The sequence below is a fragment of the Gordonia sp. NPDC003950 genome, assembly GCF_053605205.1.
Genome location: NZ_JBSGIT010000004.1, coordinates 118,853 through 140,334 on the forward strand (window position 1 = coordinate 118,853; position 21,482 = coordinate 140,334).

Consider the following 21,482-nt stretch of genomic DNA (forward strand, 5'->3'; position numbering starts at 1 on the left):
GATGAACCATCGGGAAACGACGCCGTCGACGAACCCGCCGACGTCCACGTCGGTCACATCAAGCCCTATGCGGCGGGCGTGCCCGCGGTGGCGGTGGCACTGCGTCGCGGTATCGAGCAGATGGGCACCGTGCGGACCGCACGGACCCTGGCAAAACTGAACCAGCGCAACGGTTTCGATTGCCCCGGGTGCGCCTGGCCGGAAACCCCCGGGCACCGTAAGCACGCCGAGTTCTGCGAGAACGGCGCCAAGGCGGTGGCCGAGGAGGCGACCCGCCGGGTGGTGACCCCGGAGTTCTTCGCGGCGCATCCGATCGACGACCTGCGCACCCGCTCGGGGTACTGGCTGTCCCAGCAGGGCCGGCTGACCCACCCGATGTACCTCGCGCCGGGCGACACCCACTACCGACCGGTGAGCTGGGACCAGGCCAATCACATCATCGCCGACGAACTGCGCGCGATGGATCACCCCGATCAGGCCGTCTTCTACACCTCCGGACGCACCAGCAACGAGGCCGCCTTCGTCTATCAGTTGTTCGCCCGCAGCCTCGGCACCAACAACATGCCCGACTGCTCCAACATGTGCCACGAGTCGTCCGGCACCGCGCTGACCGAGGCGATCGGCATCGGCAAGGGTTCTGTGTCGGTCCCCGATCTCGAGACCGCCGACCTGATCATCGTCGCGGGACAGAACCCGGGCACCAATCACCCGCGCATGCTCTCCACGCTCGAGAAGGCCAAGCGCGGCGGTGCGCGCATCGTCGCGATCAATCCGCTGCCGGAGGCCGGACTGATGCGGTTCAAGGATCCGCAGCGTCCCAGCGGTGTCGTCGGCGACGGCGTGCGGCTGGCCGACGATTTCCTGCAGATCCGCATCGGCGGTGACATGGCGCTGTTCCGCGGCATCTGCCGAATGCTGCTCGACGACGAAAACGAAAGTCCCGGAACGGTCTTCGACCATGACTTCCTGCGCGACAGGTGTGCGGGGGTGCAGCCCTATCTCGATCTGCTCGGCGCAGTCGACACCGACGAGATCCTCGCCGCCACCGGACTCGACCATGCCACGATCCGCGACCTGGCAACCCGGGTCGCGCGGTCACAGCGAGTGGTGCTGTGCTGGGCGATGGGCCTCACCCAGCAACGCCACGGTGTGGCGACCATCGCCGAGGGCGTCAACATGCTGCTGTTGCGCGGGATGATCGGCAAGCCCGGCGCCGGCGTCTGCCCGGTGCGCGGCCACTCCAATGTGCAGGGCGATCGCACGATGGGCATCTACGAGAAGATGCCGGAGACATTCCTGGCCGCACTCGACGCGGAGTTCGGCATCGCCAGTCCCCGGACGCACGGATACGACACCGTCGCGGCCATCGACGCCATGCACCGCGACGAGGTGCGGGTGTTCATGGCGATGGGCGGCAACTTCGTCGCCGCCGCCCCCGACACCCGGATCACCGAGGAGGCGCTGGGTCGCTGCCGACTGACCGTGCAGGTGAGTACCAAACTCAACGAGTCCCACCTCGCGAACGGCACCGCCGCACTGATCCTGCCCAGCCTGGGCCGCACTGACAAAGACATCGTCGACGGTGTGGCACAACAGGTATCGGTCGAGGACTCGATGTCGGTGGTACACCTGTCCCGCGGATCGCTGACACCGTCATCACCGCTGTTGCACAGCGAGGTCGCCATCGTCTGCGATCTGGCGACGACGACCTTCGGCCCGGATCACCCCGTCGACTGGACCGCCATGGCCCGCGACCACGACGTCATCCGCGACCACATCTCCCGGGTCATCCCCGGCTTCACCGACTTCAACACCCGCGTGCGCGCCAAGGATGGATTCGTGCTCCCGCACCCACCGAGGGATTCGCGGGAGTTCGCCACCAGCACCGGTCGGGCCAACCTCGCCGCCCATCCCCTGCGGTGGGTGCCGGTCCCCGACGGACGGCTGATCCTGCAGACGCTGCGCAGCCACGACCAGTACAACACCACGGTGTACGGCCACGACGATCGTTACCGCGGCATCAAGGGCAATCGCCGGGTGATCATGGTCCATCCCGACGACATCGCCGCACACGGCCTGACCGCAGGTGATCACGTCGACATCGTGTCGGAGTTCGCCGGGCCCGACGGGCCGGAGGAACGACGCGTCACCGACTTCGAGGTCGTCGCCTACGACACCCCGCGCGGCAATGCCGCCGGCTACTACCCGGAGACCAATCGCCTCGTCCCCCTCCACCTGGTGGCCGAGGAATCCAACACTCCGGTGTCCAAGGCCGTCGTCATCCGGCTCGAGCGCGCCGCGAACAGCCCGGACTGATTCGGGCAGCACAACGACGAGGGCCGCTCCACGATCTGATCGTGGAGCGGCCCTCGTCGTGTCCGTGCGTGGGGTGCGTGTCAGGCGCTCTTGTCGCGCCGCTCGTCGTCGTTGTCGCTACGCGGGACGATCGTCGGGAGCACGTTGTCGTTCACGGTCTCGCCCGTGACGACGACCTTCTCCACATCGTCGCGGCTCGGGATGTCATACATCACCGGCAGCAGCACCTCCTCCATGATGGCGCGGAGCCCACGGGCGCCGGTGCCACGATGGATCGCCTGATCGGCGATCGCCTCGAGCGCATCGGTGGTGAACTCGAGTTCCACGTTGTCCATCTCGAAGAGCCTGGTGTACTGCTTGACCAGCGCGTTCTTCGGCTCCGACAGGATGGATACGAGTGATTCCTTGTCCAGGTTGGTCACCGAGGCGATGATCGGCAGACGGCCGATGAACTCCGGGATCAAACCGAACTTGATCAGATCCTCCGGCATGACCTCGGCGAAGTGATCGGTGGTGTCCACCTCGTTCTTGGAGGCCACCTCATTGCCGAAACCGATGCCGCGCTTACCGATTCGTTCGGAGATCACCTTCTCCAGGCCGGCGAAGGCACCCGCCACGATGAACAGCACGTTGGTGGTGTCGATCTGGATGAATTCCTGATGCGGATGCTTACGGCCACCCTGCGGGGGCACCGACGCCTGGGTCCCCTCGAGGATCTTCAGCAGCGCCTGCTGCACACCCTCACCGGACACGTCGCGGGTGATCGACGGGTTCTCGCTCTTGCGGGCGATCTTGTCGACCTCGTCGATGTAGATGATGCCGGTCTCGGCACGCTTGACGTCGTAGTCGGCGGCCTGGATGAGCTTCAGGAGGATGTTCTCGACGTCCTCGCCGACGTAGCCGGCCTCGGTCAGGGCGGTCGCGTCGGCGATGGCGAACGGCACGTTGAGCATCTTCGCGAGGGTCTGCGCGAGATAGGTCTTTCCGCAGCCGGTGGGGCCGAGCATCAGGATGTTCGACTTCATCAGCTCGACGCTCTCACCGCCGCGCGCTTCCTTCTTCTCGCCCGCCTGGATCCGCTTGTAGTGGTTGTAGACTGCCACCGCGAGGGTCCGCTTGGCGGTGTCCTGGCCGATGACGTAGTTCTCCAGAAAGTCCTTGATCTCGGCGGGCTTGGGCAGCTCGTCGAGCTTCACGTCACCGTTCTCGGCGAGTTCCTCTTCGATGATCTCGTTGCAGAGATCGATGCACTCGTCGCAGATGTACACACCGGGACCGGCGATGAGCTTCTTGACCTGCTTCTGACTCTTTCCGCAGAAGGAGCACTTCAGCAGATCGCCACCATCTCCGATACGTGCCATCTTGTGCTGTACCTACTTCCTCGATGTGTCCGCACCACCTGCGTGGATCGCCACCGGATCGGCGACGACGCCACCGGCGGTGCGGTCGGTCGTGAGCTGCCCGCGGGCAGGCTCGACGGGCGTCACGAAAGGCTCGTTCACCCGACGGTACCCGCGGTCGCGCGTTACTTCGACCGCTTGGGCCAAATGTCGCGCAGATTGCCGGAAAGAGCCGGTGGTCGCGGTGCCGCGACCACCGCTCACCCTCACTTCTTCAGCGACTTCTTGCGGTATTCGAACACCTCGTCCACGATGCCGTACTCCTTGGCGGCAGCGGCGGTGAGGATGTTGTCGCGGTCGGTGTCCTTGCGGATCTTCGCCGGATCCTGTCCGGTGTGGCCCGCCAGGATCTCGTCGAGCCGGTTGCGGATCCGCTCGATCTCGGCGGCCTGGATCTCCAGGTCGGAGACCTGTCCCTGGTAGGCGCCGCCGGTGCGGGGCTGGTGGATGAGGATCGTCGCGTTGGGCAGCGCGGCACGTTTGCCGGGGGTGCCACCGGCCAGCAGGATCGCCGCGGCCGATGCCGCCTCACCGAGGCAGACGGTGACGATGTCGCAGTGGACGTACTGCATGGTGTCGTAGATGGCCAGCATGTCGGGCACGCTGCCGCCCGGCGAGTTGATGTACATGGTGATGTCGCGGTCGGGATCCTGCGACTCGAGCACCAGCAGCTGCGCCATCACGTCATTGGCGACGGTCTGGTCGATCGGCGTACCGACGAAGACGATGCGCTCCTCGAACAGCTTGGCGTAGGGATCGTACTGCCGCTGCCCGTTGGGGGTGTGCTCGATGAACTGCGGGAGGATGTAGCGCGCCTCAATACCCTTGAGCGCCAAGGCCGAGGCGGGAATTCCGGCGGCCACGTCGGCCGGAAGCGAGTCATACATGTTGGTCATGGTCCTACTCCGTGAAGGTGGTGGTGGGATGGTCTCGACTGCTACCGAGCGACTACTGCGAGCCGATCGCGGCACGGGCGATCACATGGTCGACGAGGCCGTAGTCCTTGGCCTCGGCCGCGGTGAACCACTTGTCGCGGTCGGCGTCGGCCTCGATCTTCTCCAACGGCTGCCCACTGAACTCGGCGTTGAGCCGGTTCATCTCCTTCTTGGTGGCGGCGAACTGCTCGGCCTGGATCGCGATGTCGGCGGCGGTACCACCGATGCCGGCGGACGGCTGGTGCATCATGATCCGGGCGTGCGGCAGGGCGTGCCGCTTGCCTTTGGCCCCGGCGGCGAGCAGGAACTGCCCCATCGACGCGGCCATCCCCATCGCGTAGGTGGCGACGTCACACTCGGCGAGCTGCATGGTGTCGAAGATCGCCATGCCCGCGGTCACCGATCCGCCCGGCGAGTTGATGTAGAGATGGATGTCCTTGGTCGGGTCCTCGGCCGCCAGCAACAGGATCTGCGCGCACAGCCGGTTGGCGATGTCGTCGTCGACCTGGGTGCCGAGGAAGATGATCCGTTCCCGCAGCAGCCGCTCGAACACCGAATCGGTGAGGTTCAGCCCGGCAACACCCGAACTCATCGAAGGCGTGCGGCCGCCAGAGGACATTGCACCCGCGGGGTCAACAGTCGGATTGCTCACGATTCCTACCTTTACCTGTCGTAGCTCTTTCACGTACCGGCCGGACCGGCACCTGTACTTCGCACGTCGTTCGCTCGTCACCGACACTAACCAATCCGGTGCCACGGGCACTCCCGTCAACGCCCGTCTTCGCTCACAGCAGAACCGAATCGGTGGACCGGAGGACAAGACATGACAGCCGGACACCTCGTGCGGTGTCCGGCTGTCAGGTCACGGTGAAGCGATCAGGCGTCAGAGCTCTTGTCTTCTGCGCCCTTGTCTTCTGCGCCCTTGTCCTCCGCGCCCTTGTCCTCTGCGGTGGCGTCGGCATCCGCACCGTCCTCGTCGGCGGTGCCGAAGAACTCCGTGGTGTCGACGGCGTTGCCGTCGGTGTCGGTGACGGTGACCTCACCGACGATGCCGAGCAGCGCCTTGTTGCGCCGCACGTCGGCGTAGACGGCGCCGACCTGGTTGGCCTGGGTCAGCTGCTGGATGAACTCCTGCGGAGCCATCCCGTACCGCTGTGCGGAGAAGAGGATCTGCTGGGTCAGCTCGTCTTGACTGACCTCGGTGTCCTGCTGCTCGGCGATGGCGTCGAGGAGCAGCTGCTGACGGACCGACTTCTCGGCGGTCTCGCGGGCGTCGGCCTCGAAGGCCTCCCGCGTGGTGCCCTGGGCCTCGAGGAGCTGGGCAAAGATGGCCTCGTCATGTCCGATGCTGTGCAGGACCTGCTCAAGGGAGTTGTCGACCTCGGCCTGCACGACGTTCTCCGGCAACGGGACCTCGACCTTGGCGAGCAGTTCGTCGAGGACAGCGTCGCGGACCTTGTTGGCCTGCTCCATCTTCTTCGATTGCGCCACCCGCTCGGCCAGCGACTCACGAAGTTCGTCGACGGTGTCGAATTCGCTTGCCATCTGCGCGAATTCGTCGTCGAGTTCGGGCAGCTCGCGTTCCTTGACCGAGTTCACGGTCACGGTGACGTCGGCTTCCTCGTCGGCGTGCTCACCAGCGACGAGTGTGGTGGTGAAGACCTTCGACTCGCCGGCCTTGAGTCCGACGAGGGCCTCGTCGAGGCCGTCGATGAGGTCACCGGCGCCCACCTCGTGGGACAGGCCCTCGGTGGAGGCCTCTTCGACCGGTTCGCCGTCGATGGTCGCGGCCAGGTCGATCGACACCATGTCGCCGTCCTGCGCACCGCGATCCACGCCGGTGAGGGTGCCGAAACGGGCACGCAGGCCCTCGATCTGCTCGTCGACGGCGTCCTCGTCGTCGGCGATCGGATCCACCTCGACCGACAGGGTCGAGTAGTCCGGGAGTTCGAGTTCGGGACGGACGTCGACCTCGGCGGTGAACGAGATCGACTCGCCGTACTTGAGTTCCTCGAGATCGATCTCGGGCTGACCGATGGCCTTGGTCTCGGTCTCGGCGACGGCCTGGCTGTACTTGCCGGGCAGCGCGTCGTTGACGACCTGCGCGAGGATCGAGTCGCGACCGACGCGCGCCTCGATGAGCTTCGCGGGGGCCTTGCCCGGGCGGAAGCCGGGGATGCGGACCTGCTGTGCGAGGGCCTTGTAGGCCCGGTCGAAGTCGCCCGAGAGCTCCTCGAACGGGACTTCCACGTTGAGCTTCACCCGGGTGGGGCTCAGCTGCTCGACGGTGCTCTTCACGCCTGATGCTCCTTATATCTGCGTTGCGTACGCCATGATCGTCGCGGCCCCCATTCCGTGGGCCGTCATCGGTTCTGTCGGGATGACAGGATTTGAACCTGCGACCCTCCGCTCCCAAAGCGGATGCGCTACCAAGCTGCGCCACATCCCGTGGGCCCGTTCACCGGACACGCCGCCATCGCGACGTGTCGAAGCAGGGCCGACAGCCGATCTTACGGGTCGGGCACCGAAGGAGAAAAACCGGTCCACCCCACGCAGCCGATCGGGGCCCGGAGACCCGCCGCGAGGCAGGCGATTTCTGATCCGGGGCACCGAACCTGTACAGTCTCATGCGCGCACTTCGCACGGCCCCTCTCGGGCGGTTGTGACGGCGCACGCGGGTGTAGCTCAATGGTAGAGCCCTAGTCTTCCAAACTAGCTACGCGGGTTCGATTCCCGTCACCCGCTCGCGCACTGCCCCGGTCCCCTCAGACCGGGGCATTCTGCGTTTTTCGCCGCAAGGTACTCGGGAGCGTGACCTCACGCCCGCGGCGTCACCATTTTGTGGTCGAAGGCGTAGATCACCGCGGCCGCCCGATCGCGCACGCCGAGTTTGGTGAAGATCTTGCCGACGTGACTCTTGACCGTGACCACCGAGATCACCAGTTCGGCGGCGATCTCGTCGTTGGTCAGTCCCCGTCCGATCAGTCCGAGCACCGTCATCTCGCGCGCGGTGAGATGATCCGGCGCCGCTGCCGCATCGGTGGTGACCGGCATGGACCGGTACGCGTCGAGAACGTGTCCGGTGACCGCCGGATCGAGGACGGCCTCACCCGCAGCGACCACTCGCACCGCGCGGATGAGGTCTTCGGCGGGCGAGTCCTTCAACACGAATCCGGCCGCGCCCGCCCGTAGAGCCTCCGACAGGAGTTGCTCGTCGCGGTAGGTCGTCAGCACCAACACCGGCGGCGCCCCCGCACAGTCGGACAATCTGCGAGTGGCCTCTGCCCCGCCGACGCGTCTCATCCGCAGATCCATCACCACGACGTCGGGCCGATGCGCGGCGACCATGTCGGGCACCTCGTAGCCGTCGCCGCATTCGGCGACGATCTCGAAACCGTCCTTGGCCCGCAGGATGCGGCGCAGACCCGCGCGCACCAGTTCCTGGTCGTCGACCAGCGCCACCCGGGTCACGCCGACGTCACCGCCGGGATGTGGTCTCGTGCGCACCCATCCGGGTCGGCGACGTCCGCGATCCCGGCCGGCAGCGTCGCCTCCACCATCCAGCGGCCCGCGACCACGCCGACTTCGACGGTTCCGCCGAGGTTGCGCACCCGGGAGTCCATCCCACGCAGACCCGACCCGCCCCGGCCGCGACGGAGGTTGGGCGCCACCGGATTTGCCACCCGAATCACCAACCGGCCATCACCCGCCGGCCCGACGTGCACGGTCACCGACGCCCCCGGCGCGTGTCTGCTCGCGTTGGACAGGGACTCCTGAACCACCCGGTACACCGCCAGCCCGGTTCCGGCGGTGACGGTTCCGACGTCGGCGAGGTCACCGTCGATCTCAACACCGGCCCGCCGGAAACCGTCGATCAGATCGTCGAGGTCGGCCACCCCCGGTTGCGGGTCACCGTCCATCCCCTCGCCCCGCAGCAGCTCGATGGTGTGACGGACATCGTGCATGGCTGCGCGGCCGACCTTCTCGGCGTCCTCGAGGGCCTCGGCCGCCTCCGAGCGGTCGTCAGCCGAGCGGCCGGCGTCCTCGCGCAGCGCACGTCGGGCCGCGGTGACGTTGAGCAGCACAATGCTCAACGAATGCGCGAGTACGTCGTGGACCTCACCCGCGATCGCCGCCCGGTCCAGAGCGGCTGCTGGGCACGCGCAGTGCGCTCCGCCCGCAACAGATGCAGTTGTTTCTGCATCAGGTGGCCGACCACTCCGGCGAAACCGACCATCAGGGCCAGCAACCAGCCCTGGTCGATGACACCGGCCAGGCCCCCGCCGACGGCGGTGAGCGACAGCGCAGCCGTGGCGATCAGTCCCCGGTGGCCGGTGGCGATGGCGGCGGTGACGGTGGCGGACAGCGGCAGCAACAGTGACGCGACGTCCACGTGCACCGGCGTCTGCCAGAACAGCACCACCGAGATGATCGACGACGCGGTCAGGCCCATCACCCAGGGCCGAAGTGGCGCCGCCAGACACACCAGGTGAGGTGCCACGCTGACCAGCGCGCCGGCCGCCGGCCACAACCAGGCGGCGCCGTGAACACCGTCGATGCCGCGTTGCACGACCGCGGCCACGCACAGCGTCACCACCGCGAGGTCGGCGATCATCATGTACCCCGGCGGATAGTCGAAACCGAAGCGTTCCATCGCGTGCCGGTAATGGGCGTCCAACCAGCGCATCCGCCGATTCTATCGTCGCGTGACGGCGACCACATCCACCCACGGTCGGATTCTCCGGTCCTGCCCGGGACGGACGAAAGGATCCACCCGCAGCCCGCTGACCTGCAGCGACATTCTTCCTAGCGTTATCGGTAGCCCCACACCGGGATTCGATCGAAGGGAAAGACGTCATGTGGCTGCTCCTCGGAATCACCATCCTCGTTCTCGTGCTCCTCGCCTGGCTGACACACGACCCCGACAACATGGATTACCGCGGCCGCGAGGAACGGGCCGCCTTCGCCGCCCGCGAACGTCGCATCCGCACGGCGCGGTTCTCATGAGCGCGAGTCACATGAGTGCCCCGACCATGCGCCCACACTCCGGACCCGGCCGCGCCTGGTTCGCCGCCGCGTCCGACGCCCGGTCGGGTCTGCTCACCCACGACGGCGAGGCGGGTCCACTGGTCGCCGACGACGCCCGCGACCTGCCGAGCGCACCACTGGCCCGCGCCGCGTCACTGTGGCGCACGATCGACTTCGCCCGCAACGAAACCGACCTGATGTTCGCCGACGCCGCCCGATTGGGCGAAGTGGTCGCCTATGACCTCGTCGGCGGGCCGGGCGCGATCGTGACGATCTCCGATCCCGGCCACATCCGGTCGATCGTGACGGCGGCACCGGAGATCGCGCCCTCGGCCACCCGCCATTCCCTACTGCGGCCGATCGTCGGCGCAGATTCGGTCCTGACGACGCTCGGCGAGCGGCATCGTCGTCAGCGCGCCCGGTTGATGCCCGCGTTTCAGCGCTCCGCGGTCGCCGACTGCCGTGGTCACATCGAGCGGGCCTGCGGTGAGCGCATCGACCGGTGGCGGCCGGGTTCCCGGGTGGCGGTGGCCGGCATTGCCGAGGACATCACCCTCGACGTCATCACCCGTGTCGCCTTCGGCCTCACCGACTCCGGCCGAGCGTGCTTTGCGGGTCGCGGTGCGACGCAGCATGCGGTTCTCGACGACACGCATCGGGGTCGTCGCGCAGTTGCTGAATGCGCGCAGCGAGGAGGCGACCGGAATACTCGCGCTGGGTCTGGCGCCGCTGGACCGCGCAGTGCACCGACTGATCGCCGAACGCCGCAGCCTCGACGACAGCGGTCACGGCGACACCGACCGCGACGACGTGCTGTCGGTGCTGCTCGCCGCCCGAACCCCCAGTGGCGCCCGACTCTCCGACTCAGAGATCAGGGACGAACTCGTCGGACTCCTCCTCGCCGGCCACGAGACGACGGCACACACCACGGCGTGGGTGTTCGAGCGTCTGACCCGCCATCCGCGCATGCTGGCCGACGCGCGTGACGCGGCACGCGCCGGCGAACGCGACTTCGTCGACGCGGTGATCACCGAGACGATGCGGTGCCGCCCGGTGGTTCCGTCAATTGCACGAGAAGTGTTGCACCCCTGGCGTTTCGGACGCTTCCGCGTGGACGCGGGCACCGTGGTGATCGCGAGCACGGTACTGCTGCACCATCGCGACGACCTCTACCCGCAGCCCTTCACATTCCGGCCGGAGCGGTTCCTCGGCACGCGTCCGTCACCGCACGCCTTCCTACCCTTCGGAGCCGGCAACCGCCGTTGCCTGGGTGCACACCTCGCGATGACCGAACTCGACATCATCGTCACCGAGATCCTCCGCCGGGTCGACCTCGAGGCCACCGACCGCGCGCCCGAACGGCCGCGGCACCGCAACGTCACGATGATCCCGGCGGACGGGGGTCGTGTCCGCGCTCGTGCGGTGCACTGACGCGGCACCGACGTGCCGCCCACGGCGCCACCACACGGCCGTCCATCGATATGATATTCGCCACATTCGGCGTAGTCTGAAGCCATGTCTTCCAGTCATGTGAAAAGCCAACGCAAGTGCCCCTCGTGCGGGGCGAATCTGCACGTCCGCAAAGACGTCGCGACCAGCGAGGGAGGTCACCGCCGCGTCGACACGATGCTCGTGTGCCGCGACGAGGCCTGCTCGGAACCCGCACGCCACCTCCACACGGAGCACCTGCAGACCGCCTGAGCCCGGTCCCACGGCCACACCTGGTCATTTGTTCCAGTTGACAGCGGTGGCGCGACCCCACAGATTGTGAGCCGGGCCGGGGGGCCCTGTCGCGGTTTTCCACACCGCGCAGGCGTGCAGGCACAATTCCATGGGGGGACCTTGTCCACAATCTTCGGCCGTCGCGTGCGCACGGCCGCGCTTACCCGGCTCGCTTGCATCGCGTTGACGGTCGCGGGTCTCGGCGCGGGATCACCGCCACCGCCGCCGGCCCGGCACACGCCGACAACGTCGCGCTGCCCACCTCGCTGAGCGACCCGTTCTACGCCGCTCCCGCCGACATCGGACGTTTCCGCGACGGCGACATCATCGCGACACGCACCCGCGTCAACCCGCCGGCGTTCGTCGATGTACGGACGTATCAGATCAAGTTCCGCACGACCGACAGCCAGGGCGCGCCGATCGCCGCGGTCACCACGCTGCTCGTTCCGATTCACAAGCAGGCCAACGAGCCGTTGCTGTCGTTCCAGCACATCATCAATGCGACCGGGCTCGAATGCGCCCCCTCGCAGGCGCTGTGGACCAGCGACCCGAACCTCACGATTCGCGAGGCACCCGGCCTCAACGGCGCGCTGCAACGCGGCTGGACGATTGCCATCCCCGATCACCTCGGGCCGCGTAGCTCCTACGGCGCAGCGAAGCTCGGTGGCCAGATCACCCTGGACGGCATCCGCGCGGTGCAGCACTTCTCTCCCGCCGGCGTCGCGCGGAGCAAGGTCGCGATGGCCGGATACTCCGGCGGTGGCATGGCCACCGCGTGGGCCGCCGCTCTCGCCCCCACCTATGCCCCCGACCTCGACATCGTCGGCGCGGCCTACGGCGGCGTGCCGATGGATCTGATCAAGATGGCGGAGGGTCTGGGCTACAACAATCCGCATCCGGCCTTCGGTCTCGCCTTCGCCGCCGCCATCGGACTCTCGCGCGAGTATCCGCAACAGATTCCGATGCTGAAGTATCTGTCGCCGGTGGGGATGCGCATGTTCCTCGAGATGCGCAACGCCTGCACCAACGACATCCTGCGTCTCGGCGCGGGCCATTCGGCCAAGGAGGTGTCGGTCGGCGGCGAGCAGATCTTCGAAGACCCCACGGCGCGGCGTGTGGTCCGGGACAACAGTCTCGTCTTCTATCCGGGGATACCGACCACGCCGATCTTCGAGTGGCACAGTCCGACCGATGTGCTGATCCCGGTGTCGTCGATCGATCAGACCCTGGGGCGTTACTGCCGAGCCGGGGTGCGAGTGCAACACTTCTCAACGCCGTCACCGGACCACATGTCGGCCGCCGTGATCGGGCTGCTGCCCGCCTTCAATTACCTCGGTGACCGATTCGCCGGGATACCGGCACCCCGCAACTGTTGAGTGTGTCGCTTGTCACATCGACTTTTCTCAGGGTCCCTACCTGTCGTTTCGACATATCGCATCCCCGATGCGGCACCGTCACACACCGCCGACCCCCGCAGGTCTTTGGCCGCAAGGCAACGTTTGTGTAACGATGGTGCCTGCGCACTCCGGGGAGGCGCCCGGAGTTTTCCCAAAAGCAAAGGTTTCAACGTCCCGTGCTGAACACCACTTCTTCTCGCCGCCGCCGTCGCGGAGGCTTCCGCCTTGTCGCCGTCGTCCTCGGCGTGATCGCGATGGCCTTCGCCCTGCCGGGTCTGGCACAGGCGGCACCCGTGACCGTCGTCCCCGGCCTGCCGCCGGTCGAGATTCCCGCCATCCCGGGTCTCCCGACTCCGCCGACCCAGACGCCGACACCGGAGACCACCACTCCGCCGACGACCACGACTCCGGAAACCCCCGGCGTCCCCGCCGTGCCGCGTGTCTCGACACCGACCGGTTGGGTGGCCCTGGCCGACAACGCCAGCCACACCATCTACTGGTACAAGGGCGGCGACTTTGTGAAGTCGATGCCGATCTCGATGGGCTCCGATGAGCACCCGACTCCGAACGGTGTGTACCACACCAAGGAGAAGTACCGTGACATGTACATGGACTCCTCCACCTACGGCGTGCCGGTCGACTCCCCCGAGGGTTACCGCACCTATGTCGAGTACGCGACCCGCATGTCCTGGGACGGCATCTTCATCCACGCCGCACCGTGGTCAGTCGCCCAGCAGGGCGTGAGCAATGTCAGCCACGGCTGCATCAACGTGAGCACCGAGAACGGCAAGTGGGTCTACGACACCATCGGTCGGGGAACCCCCATCGTGGTCCGTGGCACCATCGGTGGCCAGTACACCGGCGACTGAGCGTCTCCGCGCTTCACTGAGCTGATACCACTGAGCTGATACATGAAGGCCGGTCCCGACAGGGACCGGCCTTCGTCCTTCAGCGGTGGTGAGGTCGGGTCGGGTGGCGCCGGTCAGACGGCCGCGTCGGCGTCCAGATCGAGGGAACGGCCCTCCGCGCGCACGCGGGCGATGGCCCGCATCTTGTTCGACGCATCGAGCGCAGCCACCTTGTAGCCCTCGGCGAGTGTCGGATAGTTGAACACCGCGTCGACCAGATAGTCGATGGTGCCGCCCAGGCCCATCACCGTCTGCCCGATGTGCACCAGTTCAGCCGCGTTGGAACCGAACGCGTGCACACCCAGCAGCGTCCGGTCCTCGGCGTGGACCAGTAGTTTCAGCAGGCCGTAGGAATCGCCCATGATCGCACCGCGCGCCAGTTCACGGTATCGGGCAACCCCCACCTCGAACGGGATGTTGGCGGTCGTCAGCTGATCCTCGGTCCGCCCGACGAAGCTGATCTCGGGGATCGCGTAGATACCGATCGGCTGCAGTTCCTCCGCCGTCTCGCCGACCGGTTCGCCGAAGGCGTGGTAGGCGGCACGACGCCCCTGCTCCATCGAGGTGGCCGCCAGCGCGGGGAAGCCGATGATGTCGCCGACGGCGTAGATGTGCTCGACCTCGGTCCGGAAATGCCCGTCGACCTTCAGTCGGCCGCGGGAGTCCGCGGTCAGCCCGGCGGCCTCCACCTTCAGCTCATCGGACACGCCCTGCCGCCCGGCGGAGTACAGGACGGTGTCGGCGGGGATCTGCTTGCCGGATTCGAGGACTGTCAGGGTGCCTGACGGATGCGTCTCGACGGTCTTGACGTGCTCACCGAACCGGAAGGTCACACCTCGTTCGCGGAGCTGGTACTGCAGGGCCTCGACGATCTCCCGGTCGCAGAAGTCCAGCATCGCCGGACGTTGCTCGATGACGGTCACCTTGGTGCCCAGGGCAGCAAACATGGAGGCGTACTCGATGCCGATCACGCCCGCGCCCACCACGACCATCGAGCCGGGTACCCGGTCCATCTCCAGGATCTGATCGGAGTCGACGACGGTCTCCCCGTCGAACTCAACGGTCTTCGGACGGGCGGGCCGGGTACCCACCGCGATGACGAACTTGTCCGAGGACACGTGTTTGAGGTCGCCGGTCGCGTCTTCGATGATGATCTCGTGCGGACTCGTGAACTGCGCGCTGCCGGTGAAGATGCTCACCCCGTTGCGTGCCAACTGGTTCTGGATGACGTCGATCTCTTTGCCCACGACGTGCATGGTCCGCGCGGTGAGGTCGCCGACGGTGATGTCGGTCTTGAGCCGATAGGACTGTCCGTACAACTCGCGTTGATTGAGACCCGTCAGGTAGAGCACGGCCTCCCGGAGCGTCTTCGACGGGATCGTGCCGGTGTTGATGCAGACGCCGCCCATCATGTGACGTCTCTCGACGATGGCCGCTCGCTTACCCAGTTTGGCGGCGGCGATCGCCGCCTTCTGCCCGGCAGGCCCGGACCCGATGACGACGATGTCGAAATGATCCACCGTGGATGCTCCGCTCGAGTGCTCTATGAATCGCGGGCACGAGACGGCCCGAGACGCATACAAGTGTCGCTCACCGGCCCGAATCCCTCGACTCGAACGGAGGTGATCAGGCCACGGCGTCGCTGCGCGGGTCCGCGGTGATGTCGGCAGGGTTCTCCGCTTCGGCACCGATCGCGAAGGTCACCTGGACCTGCAGCCACTGGGCGAGTGCCTCGCAACCGGTGGTCAGCGGGTCGGTGATCGGTGCCCGGTGATATGGCTCGTCACGGTAGGCGGTGTGGCGGCCGCCGGTCCCGTTCCGGATGACCAGCCCCCGCCAGGTGATCAGCCGTGGCAGATATCCGCGCACTTCCCGCGCCGCCGACCACAACCGCGTGATATCGCGTCGCCACTGCGCGGGTCCGGGTGAGGTCCGCAACGCGTTCTGGAAAGAGTTGGTGCGCAGCGTTTCCCACATGGCGCCCAGCCACCGCCGGGGCGCGGCGAAGGTCAGCGTGTCGGTGAGATCGGCGATGTCCCGGATGAACGAATCGTGCCCGGCATTGCAGATCATGTCCTCGGCGGTCCCCACCCACCAGGCCGGGATCGACGCCGGCAACGCCGGCCCGCGACCGGCCACACCCCATCCGTCACATCCCGGGACCACCCCGGGCGGCTGATGCGGATCGGCCACCAGCCCCACGGCCAGCACCCGGTCGGCCGTACCGCATCGACGCGGGTCGGCGGCGATGTCGGCCAGCAGCCGCCGGATCACCACGGCCCCCTGGGAATAGCCGATCAGCACGACCGGACCGGTCTCGGCCCCGAGTACCACAGCGAGTCTGCGCATCCCCTCGGCGACGCTGTCGGCGTAGCTGATCCCGTCCAGGTGCGGGGCCGGACCGTAGCTCGCCGGGTAGGCCACCCAGCGAGCATCGAATCGGTCGTCGAGGGCCTCGGTGACCCCGGACAGGACACCGCTCACCTCGGTGCGGGTGTCGTCGGCGGATGACTCCCCGGTGCCACCGACCACCAGTGCGGTGACATGGTGTGCGGGCGGCCGGTCGCCGGTGGCCGTCACGTCGGTTGCGCTCATGATTCCATCCTGTCCACCGCGGATGAGAACCGTCGACGAGAGGGCTGAGCGCTGACTGAGACCGGCACAGCTCACACCCGAGGCCGCCGGGTGAGCAGAATCATCGCCGAACACGTTGATTAACACAGATGTAACGCGAACAATCGGAAGAGGCCGTGTTTCAAGATGTCGGCAGCGCTCGCTCACCCGCAGCCCGCCGACCGGCCGATCGACACAATCGAGAAGTTGAAAGAAGTACCAGCACATGTCGTTCGCACGTTTCCGTGAACGTTTCCTGTCCACCTCCGCCTGCCATCGCGATCTGTACGACCGCATTCATCGCACTGCCAGTGGCGCTCAGCGCGACGAGCTTCTGGTGATGGCCCAGCGCCTCGAATCGCGCTGATCCCGCCGGCGGCGCCCCACCTCGCTGCTGACCAGCCTCACTGCTGACAGCTCGGGCACCAGTAGAGGTTTCGGCCCTCGAGTTCGGTCTGCGCGATCGGGGTACCGCAGATCCGGCACGGCTCTCCGGTGCGCCGGTACACGTAGGTGCGTGGCCGGTCCGGTGCGTATGAGCCGGGGCCGTGATCATCCTCCGGCGCCACCACGTGAATTCGCCCGCGCCGCACACCGATTCGCATCAACGACACCAGATCCGCCCACAGGGCGGTGACCGTCTCGTGGTCGATGGTGGTACCAGGGCGCTGCGGATCGAGCCGGGCCCGGAACAACACCTCGGCCCGATACACGTTCCCGACGCCGGCGATCACCTTCTGATCCATCAGCAACGCGGCGATGGGTCGTCGCGACCGGCGGATCGCCCGCCACATGCGTTCCGGGTCGCCGTCGCGACGCAAGGGGTCGGGGCCCAGGCGTGCGACGAGCTCGTCGAGATCGGCGGGTGTGTACAGCTCGCAGGCGGTGGGACCGCGTAGATCGGTCCCCATCTCGGCGCCCTCGATCCGCATCCGGACCTGACCCACCGGCTCCCCCATCGGTATCGGGAGTTCGGTGAACGACCCGTACAGACCCAGGTGCACGTGGACGAGTTGAGACCGCCGTCCGTCGCGGTAGCCCTGGATGAGGTGTTTACCCCAGGCCTGCGCCCGGTGGAACTCCCACCCGTCGACGAGCGCGGCCCCCTCGGCGAAGCGACCCTGCGGGCTCGACACCGCGACGCGCTGCCCACCGAACAGCTTCTGCTGACGCCGCGCGATGCGGTGCAGCGTATGCCCCTCGGGCATCGGTCAACCCAGTCTCGGCTCAGGCCTCGGGAACCGCCGGTGCCACGCCGGTGCGCTCGTACTCCGACAGGATGTCGATACGACGCTGGTGACGCTCTTCGCCGGACCACTCGGCGGCGAGGAAGGCGTCGACGATCGCGAGCGCTTCCTCGGTGGTGTGCATCCGCCCACCGATGCCCATCAGCTGGGCGTTGTTGTGTTGCCGCGCCAACTGGGCGGTCTCGATGCTCCACGCGAGCGCGCAGCGCGCACCCGGCACCTTGTTCGCGGCGATCTGCTCGCCATTTCCGCTGCCGCCCAGCACGATTCCGAGACTGCCCGGATCGGCGACGACCTTTTCGGCGGCGGCAATGCAGAAGGCGGGATAGTCGTCGAGGGCGTCATAGGTGTGGGCACCGCAATCGATGACCTCGTGACCGGCACCCCGAAGATGCTCGGCGATGGCCGTCTTCAGTTCGAAACCAGCATGATCTCCACCGAGGTATACGCGCATGCCGACACTATAGAACGCGGCCGGTGCGGCACATCATCGCACCCACCGACCACGTTCTGGCAGACCAGGTTTGCGCCGCCGATCTACTCGGTCGGTCTGCTCGGTCGGTGTTTCAGTCGAACTCCGGATCCTCACCACGGCTGCGCTTGAGCTCGAAGAAGTGCGGGTAGGACGCCAACGCCAGCGCCCCGTCCCACACCGTGCCCGCGGTCTCCCCGCGCGGGATGCGTGAGAGCACCGGACCGAAGAACGCCACGTCGTTGATGTGGATGGTCGGGGTGCCCACGTCGTCGCCGACCTTGTCCATGCCCTCGTGGTGGCTGGCGCGAACGGCATCGTCGAACTCCGTGGAATCCGCGGCCTGTGCCAACTCCGGTTCGAGACCGAGATCGGCCAGCGACTCGGCGATGACGACGTCGAAATCCTTGTTCTGTTCGTTGTGGATCTTGGTGCCCATCGCGGTGTACAGCGGCGCCAGGATCTCGTCACCGTGTTTCGCGGCGGCCGCTGCTATCACCCGCACCGGCCTCCAGGCATCGGCGAGTCGCTCACGGTATTCCTCGGGGATATCGCGTCCCTCGTTGAGGACCGCGAGGCTCATGAGGTGGAAGTTCGCCTCGATGTCGCGCACCTTCTCGACCTCGAGAATCCAGCGGGAGGTGATCCAACACCACGGGCACATCGGATCAAACCAGAAATCCACGCGATCGGTCGACATGCGGGCATCCTTTCGTCGGGTTTGTCTGACTTCGGTGCGCGAACCGTGATCCCGGGGCACACACCCTGCTGTTTGTACAACTCGACGGTGTACCCGCTGATTCCGCCGGCACCGACCGTACCCCGCACACGATGGCTGGATGGCTAAGCTGGCCACTGTGACTGCTCCGAATCTGACGCGTGATGCGGCCCGCGAACGCGCCGCCACCGTGACCGTCTCCCACTACGGCATCGACCTCGATCTGACCGACGGCAACGGGGCCCCCGGCTCCACCACCTTCCGGTCGTCCACCACCGTGACCTTCAACGCCACCGCGGGATCCTCGACCGTCATCGACCTGGTGGCACCGAACCTGATCTCGGCCACCCTCAACGGCACCGAGCTCGACGTGTCCGACTTCGACGAATCGGTCGGCATCGCGTTGCCGGATCTGGCCGCCGACAACGAACTGGTCGTCGTCGCCGACTGCGCCTACTCCAACACCGGTGAGGGTCTGCACCGCTTCGTCGACCCCACCGACGACTCGGTGTATCTGTATTCGCAGTTCGAAACCGCGGACGCCAAGCGCATGTTCGCCTGTTTCGACCAGCCCGACCTCAAGGCCACCTACACCTTGACGGTGACCGCGCCGGAGGACTGGAAGGTCATCTCCAACGCCGCAGTGGTCAACGATCTGGTGGCCGAACCGGGCATCCACCGTTTCCGCGAGACACCGACGATGAGCACCTATCTGGTGGCCCTCATCGCCGGGCCGTACGCGGAGTGGACCGACACCTACAGTGACGAGCACGGCGACATCCCGCTGGGCATCTACTGCCGCGCATCGCTGGCCGAGTTCATGGATCCGGAGCGGCTGTTCACCGAGACCAAGCAGGGCTTCGCGTTCTACCACAAGAACTTCGGCATCCCGTACGCCTTCGACAAGTACGACCAGCTGTTCGTGCCCGAGTTCAACGCCGGTGCGATGGAGAATGCCGGCGCGGTGACCTTCCTCGAGGACTACGTGTTCCGGTCCCGGGTCACCAAGTACCTCTACGAGCGGCGCGCGGAAACCGTGCTACACGAGATGGCCCACATGTGGTTCGGCGACCTGGTCACCATGACCTGGTGGGATGACCTGTGGCTCAACGAGTCCTTCGCCACCTTCGCCTCGGTCCTGTGCCAGGCCGAGGCCACCGAATACGAGAGTGCGTGGACCACCTTCGCCAACGTCGAGAAGTCCTGGGCCTACCGCCAGGATCAGTTGCCCTCGACGCACCCGGTGGCCGCCGACATCCCCGACATCGCCGCGGTCGAGGTGAACTTCGACGGCATCACCTACGCCAAGGGCGCCTCGGTACTCAAGCAGCTCGTTGCCTACGTGGGCCTCGAGGATTTCCTCGCCGGCCTGCGCGACTACTTCACCGCCCACAAGTTCGGTAACGCCACCTTCTCGGATCTGCTTGCCGCGCTGGAGAAGTCGTCGGGACGCGACCTGTCCGACTGGGGTGACCAGTGGCTGCGCACCACCGGAATCAACGTCATCCGACCGGATTTCGAGCTCAACGACGACGGCGCGTTCACCCGGTTCACCATCGTCCAGGACGGTGCCGCACCCGGCGCCGGTGAGACCCGTGTGCACCGCCTGCGGGTCGGCGTCTACGACGATGACGGCTCCGGCGCGCTGGTGCGCACCCACAGTGCCGAACTCGACGTCGAGGGCGAACGCACCGATGTCGCCGACCTGGTGGGCGTGCCCCGCGGCGCGCTGATCCTGCTCAACGACGACGACCTCACCTACGCCTCGATCCGACTGGACGAGCAGTCCCTGGCGACCGCCACCGCACGGATCGGCGACATCACCGACTCCATGCCGCGCACGCTGGTGTGGTCGGCGGCCTGGGAGATGACCCGTCAGGCCGAGATGCGCGCCCGGGACTTCGTCGAACTCGTCGAACGCGGCATCGCGTCCGAGACGGAGATCGGTGTGGTGCAACGCGTTCTGCTGCAGGCGACCACCGCCATCGATGCCTACGCGGATCCGGCGTGGGCGGCCACCACCGGCCGTCCCGGGTTCAGTGCCCGACTGCTCGAATTGGCAAAGGGCGCCGAGGCCGGCTCCGATCACCAGTTGGCCTTCGTCAACACCCTGCTCACCTGCCGGGTCAACGACGATCAGACGCAGATGCTGCAGTCGTTGCTCGACGGCGACGACCCCGCCGACTACGACCTGCCCGGACTGACCGTCGACACGGACCTGCGCTGGAAGATCGTGATCGCCCTGTCCACCGCCGGCGCCATCGACACCGATCCGGATTCGACGCCGGTCATCGACGCCGAGGCCGACCGCGACAACACCGCCGCCGGCGCGCGGCAGGCCGCCACCGCGCGGGCGGCCCGGCCGCTGCCGGAGGCCAAGGCCGACGCCTGGGCTCAGGCCATCGACGACGACACGGCATCCAACATCTACACCCGCGCGGTGGTCGCCGGATTCGCCCGCCCGGGTCAGGACGGCCTCCTCGACGACTACGTGGCGAAGTACTTCGACGCCGCGCCGGGCGTCTGGTCACGCCGCTCGAGCGAGGTCGCCCAGACGGTGGTGGTCGGTCTGTATCCGTCGTGGGACATCAGCGCCGACGCGCTGACGGCGGCCGAGGAGTTCCTGGCCGGCGATCACCCGTCGGCACTCAAGCGCCTGATCTCCGAAGGCCGTGCAGGAGTGGAACGTTCCTTGAAGGCCCGCGAGTTCGACGCGAGCTGAGTTC

Annotated in this window: 21 protein-coding genes and 2 tRNA genes; 9 read left to right on the forward strand and 14 right to left on the reverse strand. The window is 66.9% G+C overall.

The features are described from left to right. The first annotated feature begins 57 nt into the window (after positions 1 to 57). Positions 58 to 2,316 (forward strand): FdhF/YdeP family oxidoreductase, encoded by a 2,259-nt coding sequence (locus ACWETB_RS04955; RefSeq protein ID WP_452209854.1) that lies wholly within the window; start codon positions 58 to 60, stop codon positions 2,314 to 2,316. 80 nt (positions 2,317 to 2,396) lie between these two features. Here the strand turns inward: ACWETB_RS04955 and clpX are convergent, their stop codons facing one another. The 5 genes from clpX to ACWETB_RS04980 all read right to left on the reverse strand — a co-directional run bounded on the left by clpX (position 2,397) and on the right by ACWETB_RS04980 (position 7,100). Further along, entirely contained in the window at positions 2,397 to 3,677 is a 1,281-nt protein-coding gene (clpX, locus tag ACWETB_RS04960; RefSeq protein ID WP_449744047.1) for an ATP-dependent Clp protease ATP-binding subunit ClpX, read from the reverse strand. A 245-nt stretch (positions 3,678 to 3,922) separates the two neighbouring features. Next, positions 3,923 to 4,612, reverse strand: coding sequence for an ATP-dependent Clp protease proteolytic subunit (locus ACWETB_RS04965; protein WP_449744048.1), 690 nt, complete (start codon positions 4,610 to 4,612; stop codon positions 3,923 to 3,925). Between the two features lie 52 nt (positions 4,613 to 4,664). Beyond that, entirely contained in the window at positions 4,665 to 5,243 is a 579-nt protein-coding gene (locus ACWETB_RS04970) for an ATP-dependent Clp protease proteolytic subunit (RefSeq protein WP_348803354.1), read from the reverse strand. A 284-nt stretch (positions 5,244 to 5,527) separates the two neighbouring features. Beyond that, the gene (gene tig, locus ACWETB_RS04975) at positions 5,528 to 6,949 is read right to left on the reverse strand and encodes a trigger factor (protein ID WP_452209684.1); all 1,422 of its coding nucleotides are present in this window, start codon (positions 6,947 to 6,949) and stop codon (positions 5,528 to 5,530) included. A 77-nt stretch (positions 6,950 to 7,026) separates the two neighbouring features. Continuing rightward, positions 7,027 to 7,100, reverse strand: a tRNA-Pro gene (locus ACWETB_RS04980). Between the two features lie 225 nt (positions 7,101 to 7,325). Here ACWETB_RS04980 and ACWETB_RS04985 point away from each other — a divergent pair. After that, a tRNA-Gly gene (locus ACWETB_RS04985) sits at positions 7,326 to 7,396 on the forward strand. 72 nt (positions 7,397 to 7,468) lie between these two features. Here ACWETB_RS04985 and ACWETB_RS04990 read toward each other — a convergent pair. From ACWETB_RS04990 to ACWETB_RS05000, 3 genes are read right to left on the reverse strand one after another with little or no spacing between them, the layout of a single operon-like run. Then, positions 7,469 to 8,158, reverse strand: a complete 690-nt coding sequence (locus ACWETB_RS04990; RefSeq protein WP_452209686.1) for a response regulator transcription factor — start codon at positions 8,156 to 8,158, stop codon at positions 7,469 to 7,471. Then, positions 8,119 to 8,736 carry a sensor histidine kinase gene (locus ACWETB_RS04995; protein WP_452209856.1) on the reverse strand — a complete coding sequence of 206 codons (618 nt, stop codon included), beginning with the start codon at positions 8,734 to 8,736 and terminating at the stop codon, positions 8,119 to 8,121. The genes ACWETB_RS04990 and ACWETB_RS04995 overlap by 40 nt, the downstream gene beginning before the upstream one ends. A 5-nt stretch (positions 8,737 to 8,741) precedes the next feature. Next, the gene (locus tag ACWETB_RS05000; protein WP_452209688.1) at positions 8,742 to 9,338 is read right to left on the reverse strand and encodes a hypothetical protein; all 597 of its coding nucleotides are present in this window, start codon (positions 9,336 to 9,338) and stop codon (positions 8,742 to 8,744) included. A 170-nt stretch (positions 9,339 to 9,508) separates the two neighbouring features. On the opposite strand from ACWETB_RS05000, the gene ACWETB_RS05005 reads away from it, so the two are divergent. After that, positions 9,509 to 9,658, forward strand: a complete 150-nt coding sequence (locus ACWETB_RS05005) for a hypothetical protein (protein WP_348803349.1) — start codon at positions 9,509 to 9,511, stop codon at positions 9,656 to 9,658. Positions 9,659 to 10,026: 368 nt separating this feature from the next. On the opposite strand, the gene ACWETB_RS05010 is transcribed toward ACWETB_RS05005, so the two are convergent. Beyond that, positions 10,027 to 10,314, reverse strand: a complete 288-nt coding sequence (locus ACWETB_RS05010; RefSeq protein ID WP_452209690.1) for a hypothetical protein — start codon at positions 10,312 to 10,314, stop codon at positions 10,027 to 10,029. Between ACWETB_RS05010 and ACWETB_RS05015 the strand changes: the two genes are divergently transcribed. From ACWETB_RS05015 to ACWETB_RS05030, 4 genes are all read left to right on the forward strand, one after another. After that, a complete protein-coding gene (locus ACWETB_RS05015) occupies positions 10,313 to 11,110 on the forward strand; it encodes a cytochrome P450 (RefSeq protein ID WP_452209692.1) in 798 nt (265 codons plus the stop codon). The two genes, ACWETB_RS05010 and ACWETB_RS05015, sit on opposite strands and share 2 nt — an antisense overlap. A gap of 84 nt (positions 11,111 to 11,194) precedes the next feature. Then, the gene (locus ACWETB_RS05020; protein WP_348803347.1) at positions 11,195 to 11,380 is read left to right on the forward strand and encodes a hypothetical protein; all 186 of its coding nucleotides are present in this window, start codon (positions 11,195 to 11,197) and stop codon (positions 11,378 to 11,380) included. 194 nt (positions 11,381 to 11,574) lie between these two features. Continuing rightward, on the forward strand, positions 11,575 to 12,777 hold the full coding sequence (locus tag ACWETB_RS05025; RefSeq protein WP_452209694.1) for a lipase family protein: 1,203 nt from the start codon (positions 11,575 to 11,577) through the stop codon (positions 12,775 to 12,777). 197 nt (positions 12,778 to 12,974) lie between these two features. Then, the gene (locus tag ACWETB_RS05030) at positions 12,975 to 13,667 is read left to right on the forward strand and encodes a L,D-transpeptidase (protein WP_452209696.1); all 693 of its coding nucleotides are present in this window, start codon (positions 12,975 to 12,977) and stop codon (positions 13,665 to 13,667) included. A gap of 113 nt (positions 13,668 to 13,780) precedes the next feature. On the opposite strand, the gene sthA is transcribed toward ACWETB_RS05030, so the two are convergent. Together sthA and ACWETB_RS05040 are read right to left on the reverse strand one after the other, a co-directional pair. Beyond that, the gene (sthA, locus tag ACWETB_RS05035; protein WP_452209698.1) at positions 13,781 to 15,226 is read right to left on the reverse strand and encodes a Si-specific NAD(P)(+) transhydrogenase; all 1,446 of its coding nucleotides are present in this window, start codon (positions 15,224 to 15,226) and stop codon (positions 13,781 to 13,783) included. Between the two features lie 106 nt (positions 15,227 to 15,332). Beyond that, positions 15,333 to 16,301 carry a PE-PPE domain-containing protein gene (locus ACWETB_RS05040; protein WP_452209700.1) on the reverse strand — a complete coding sequence of 323 codons (969 nt, stop codon included), beginning with the start codon at positions 16,299 to 16,301 and terminating at the stop codon, positions 15,333 to 15,335. 244 nt (positions 16,302 to 16,545) lie between these two features. Between ACWETB_RS05040 and ACWETB_RS05045 the strand changes: the two genes are divergently transcribed. Then, positions 16,546 to 16,686, forward strand: a complete 141-nt coding sequence (locus ACWETB_RS05045) for a hypothetical protein (RefSeq protein WP_452209702.1) — start codon at positions 16,546 to 16,548, stop codon at positions 16,684 to 16,686. Between the two features lie 37 nt (positions 16,687 to 16,723). On the opposite strand, the gene ACWETB_RS05050 is transcribed toward ACWETB_RS05045, so the two are convergent. The 3 genes from ACWETB_RS05050 to ACWETB_RS05060 form a co-directional block, all read right to left on the reverse strand. Continuing rightward, positions 16,724 to 17,527 (reverse strand): Fpg/Nei family DNA glycosylase, encoded by an 804-nt coding sequence (locus ACWETB_RS05050; RefSeq protein WP_452209704.1) that lies wholly within the window; start codon positions 17,525 to 17,527, stop codon positions 16,724 to 16,726. Between the two features lie 19 nt (positions 17,528 to 17,546). Next, entirely contained in the window at positions 17,547 to 18,020 is a 474-nt protein-coding gene (locus ACWETB_RS05055; protein ID WP_348803340.1) for a ribose-5-phosphate isomerase, read from the reverse strand. A 112-nt stretch (positions 18,021 to 18,132) separates the two neighbouring features. Then, positions 18,133 to 18,738, reverse strand: a complete 606-nt coding sequence (locus tag ACWETB_RS05060) for a mycothiol-dependent nitroreductase Rv2466c family protein (RefSeq protein ID WP_452209706.1) — start codon at positions 18,736 to 18,738, stop codon at positions 18,133 to 18,135. A gap of 157 nt (positions 18,739 to 18,895) precedes the next feature. Here ACWETB_RS05060 and pepN point away from each other — a divergent pair, with 157 nt between their 5' ends. Beyond that, the gene (pepN, locus tag ACWETB_RS05065) at positions 18,896 to 21,478 is read left to right on the forward strand and encodes an aminopeptidase N (RefSeq protein WP_452209708.1); all 2,583 of its coding nucleotides are present in this window, start codon (positions 18,896 to 18,898) and stop codon (positions 21,476 to 21,478) included. Positions 21,479 to 21,482: the final 4 nt, after the last annotated feature.

Excerpts from the sequence above, each read along its gene's own strand:
- ACWETB_RS05050 (WP_452209704.1), bottom strand. The coding sequence starts at position 17,527 with ATGCCCGAGGGGCATACGCTGCACCGCATCGCGCGGCGTCAGCAGAAG.
- ACWETB_RS05005 (WP_348803349.1), top strand. The coding sequence starts at position 9,509 with ATGTGGCTGCTCCTCGGAATCACCATCCTCGTTCTCGTGCTCCTCGCC.
- ACWETB_RS05060 (WP_452209706.1), bottom strand. The coding sequence starts at position 18,738 with ATGTCGACCGATCGCGTGGATTTCTGGTTTGATCCGATGTGCCCGTGG.
- ACWETB_RS05040 (WP_452209700.1), bottom strand. The coding sequence starts at position 16,301 with ATGAGCGCAACCGACGTGACGGCCACCGGCGACCGGCCGCCCGCACAC.
- ACWETB_RS05045 (WP_452209702.1), top strand. The coding sequence starts at position 16,546 with ATGTCGTTCGCACGTTTCCGTGAACGTTTCCTGTCCACCTCCGCCTGC.
- ACWETB_RS05055 (WP_348803340.1), bottom strand. The coding sequence starts at position 18,020 with ATGCGCGTATACCTCGGTGGAGATCATGCTGGTTTCGAACTGAAGACG.
- ACWETB_RS04965 (WP_449744048.1), bottom strand. The coding sequence starts at position 4,612 with ATGACCAACATGTATGACTCGCTTCCGGCCGACGTGGCCGCCGGAATT.
- ACWETB_RS05015 (WP_452209692.1), top strand. The coding sequence starts at position 10,313 with ATGCGGTTCTCGACGACACGCATCGGGGTCGTCGCGCAGTTGCTGAAT.
- ACWETB_RS05020 (WP_348803347.1), top strand. The coding sequence starts at position 11,195 with ATGTCTTCCAGTCATGTGAAAAGCCAACGCAAGTGCCCCTCGTGCGGG.
- ACWETB_RS05000 (WP_452209688.1), bottom strand. The coding sequence starts at position 9,338 with ATGCGCTGGTTGGACGCCCATTACCGGCACGCGATGGAACGCTTCGGT.
- clpX (WP_449744047.1), bottom strand. The coding sequence starts at position 3,677 with ATGGCACGTATCGGAGATGGTGGCGATCTGCTGAAGTGCTCCTTCTGC.
- ACWETB_RS04970 (WP_348803354.1), bottom strand. The coding sequence starts at position 5,243 with ATGAGTTCGGGTGTTGCCGGGCTGAACCTCACCGATTCGGTGTTCGAG.
- ACWETB_RS05010 (WP_452209690.1), bottom strand. The coding sequence starts at position 10,314 with ATGCTGCGTCGCACCGCGACCCGCAAAGCACGCTCGGCCGGAGTCGGT.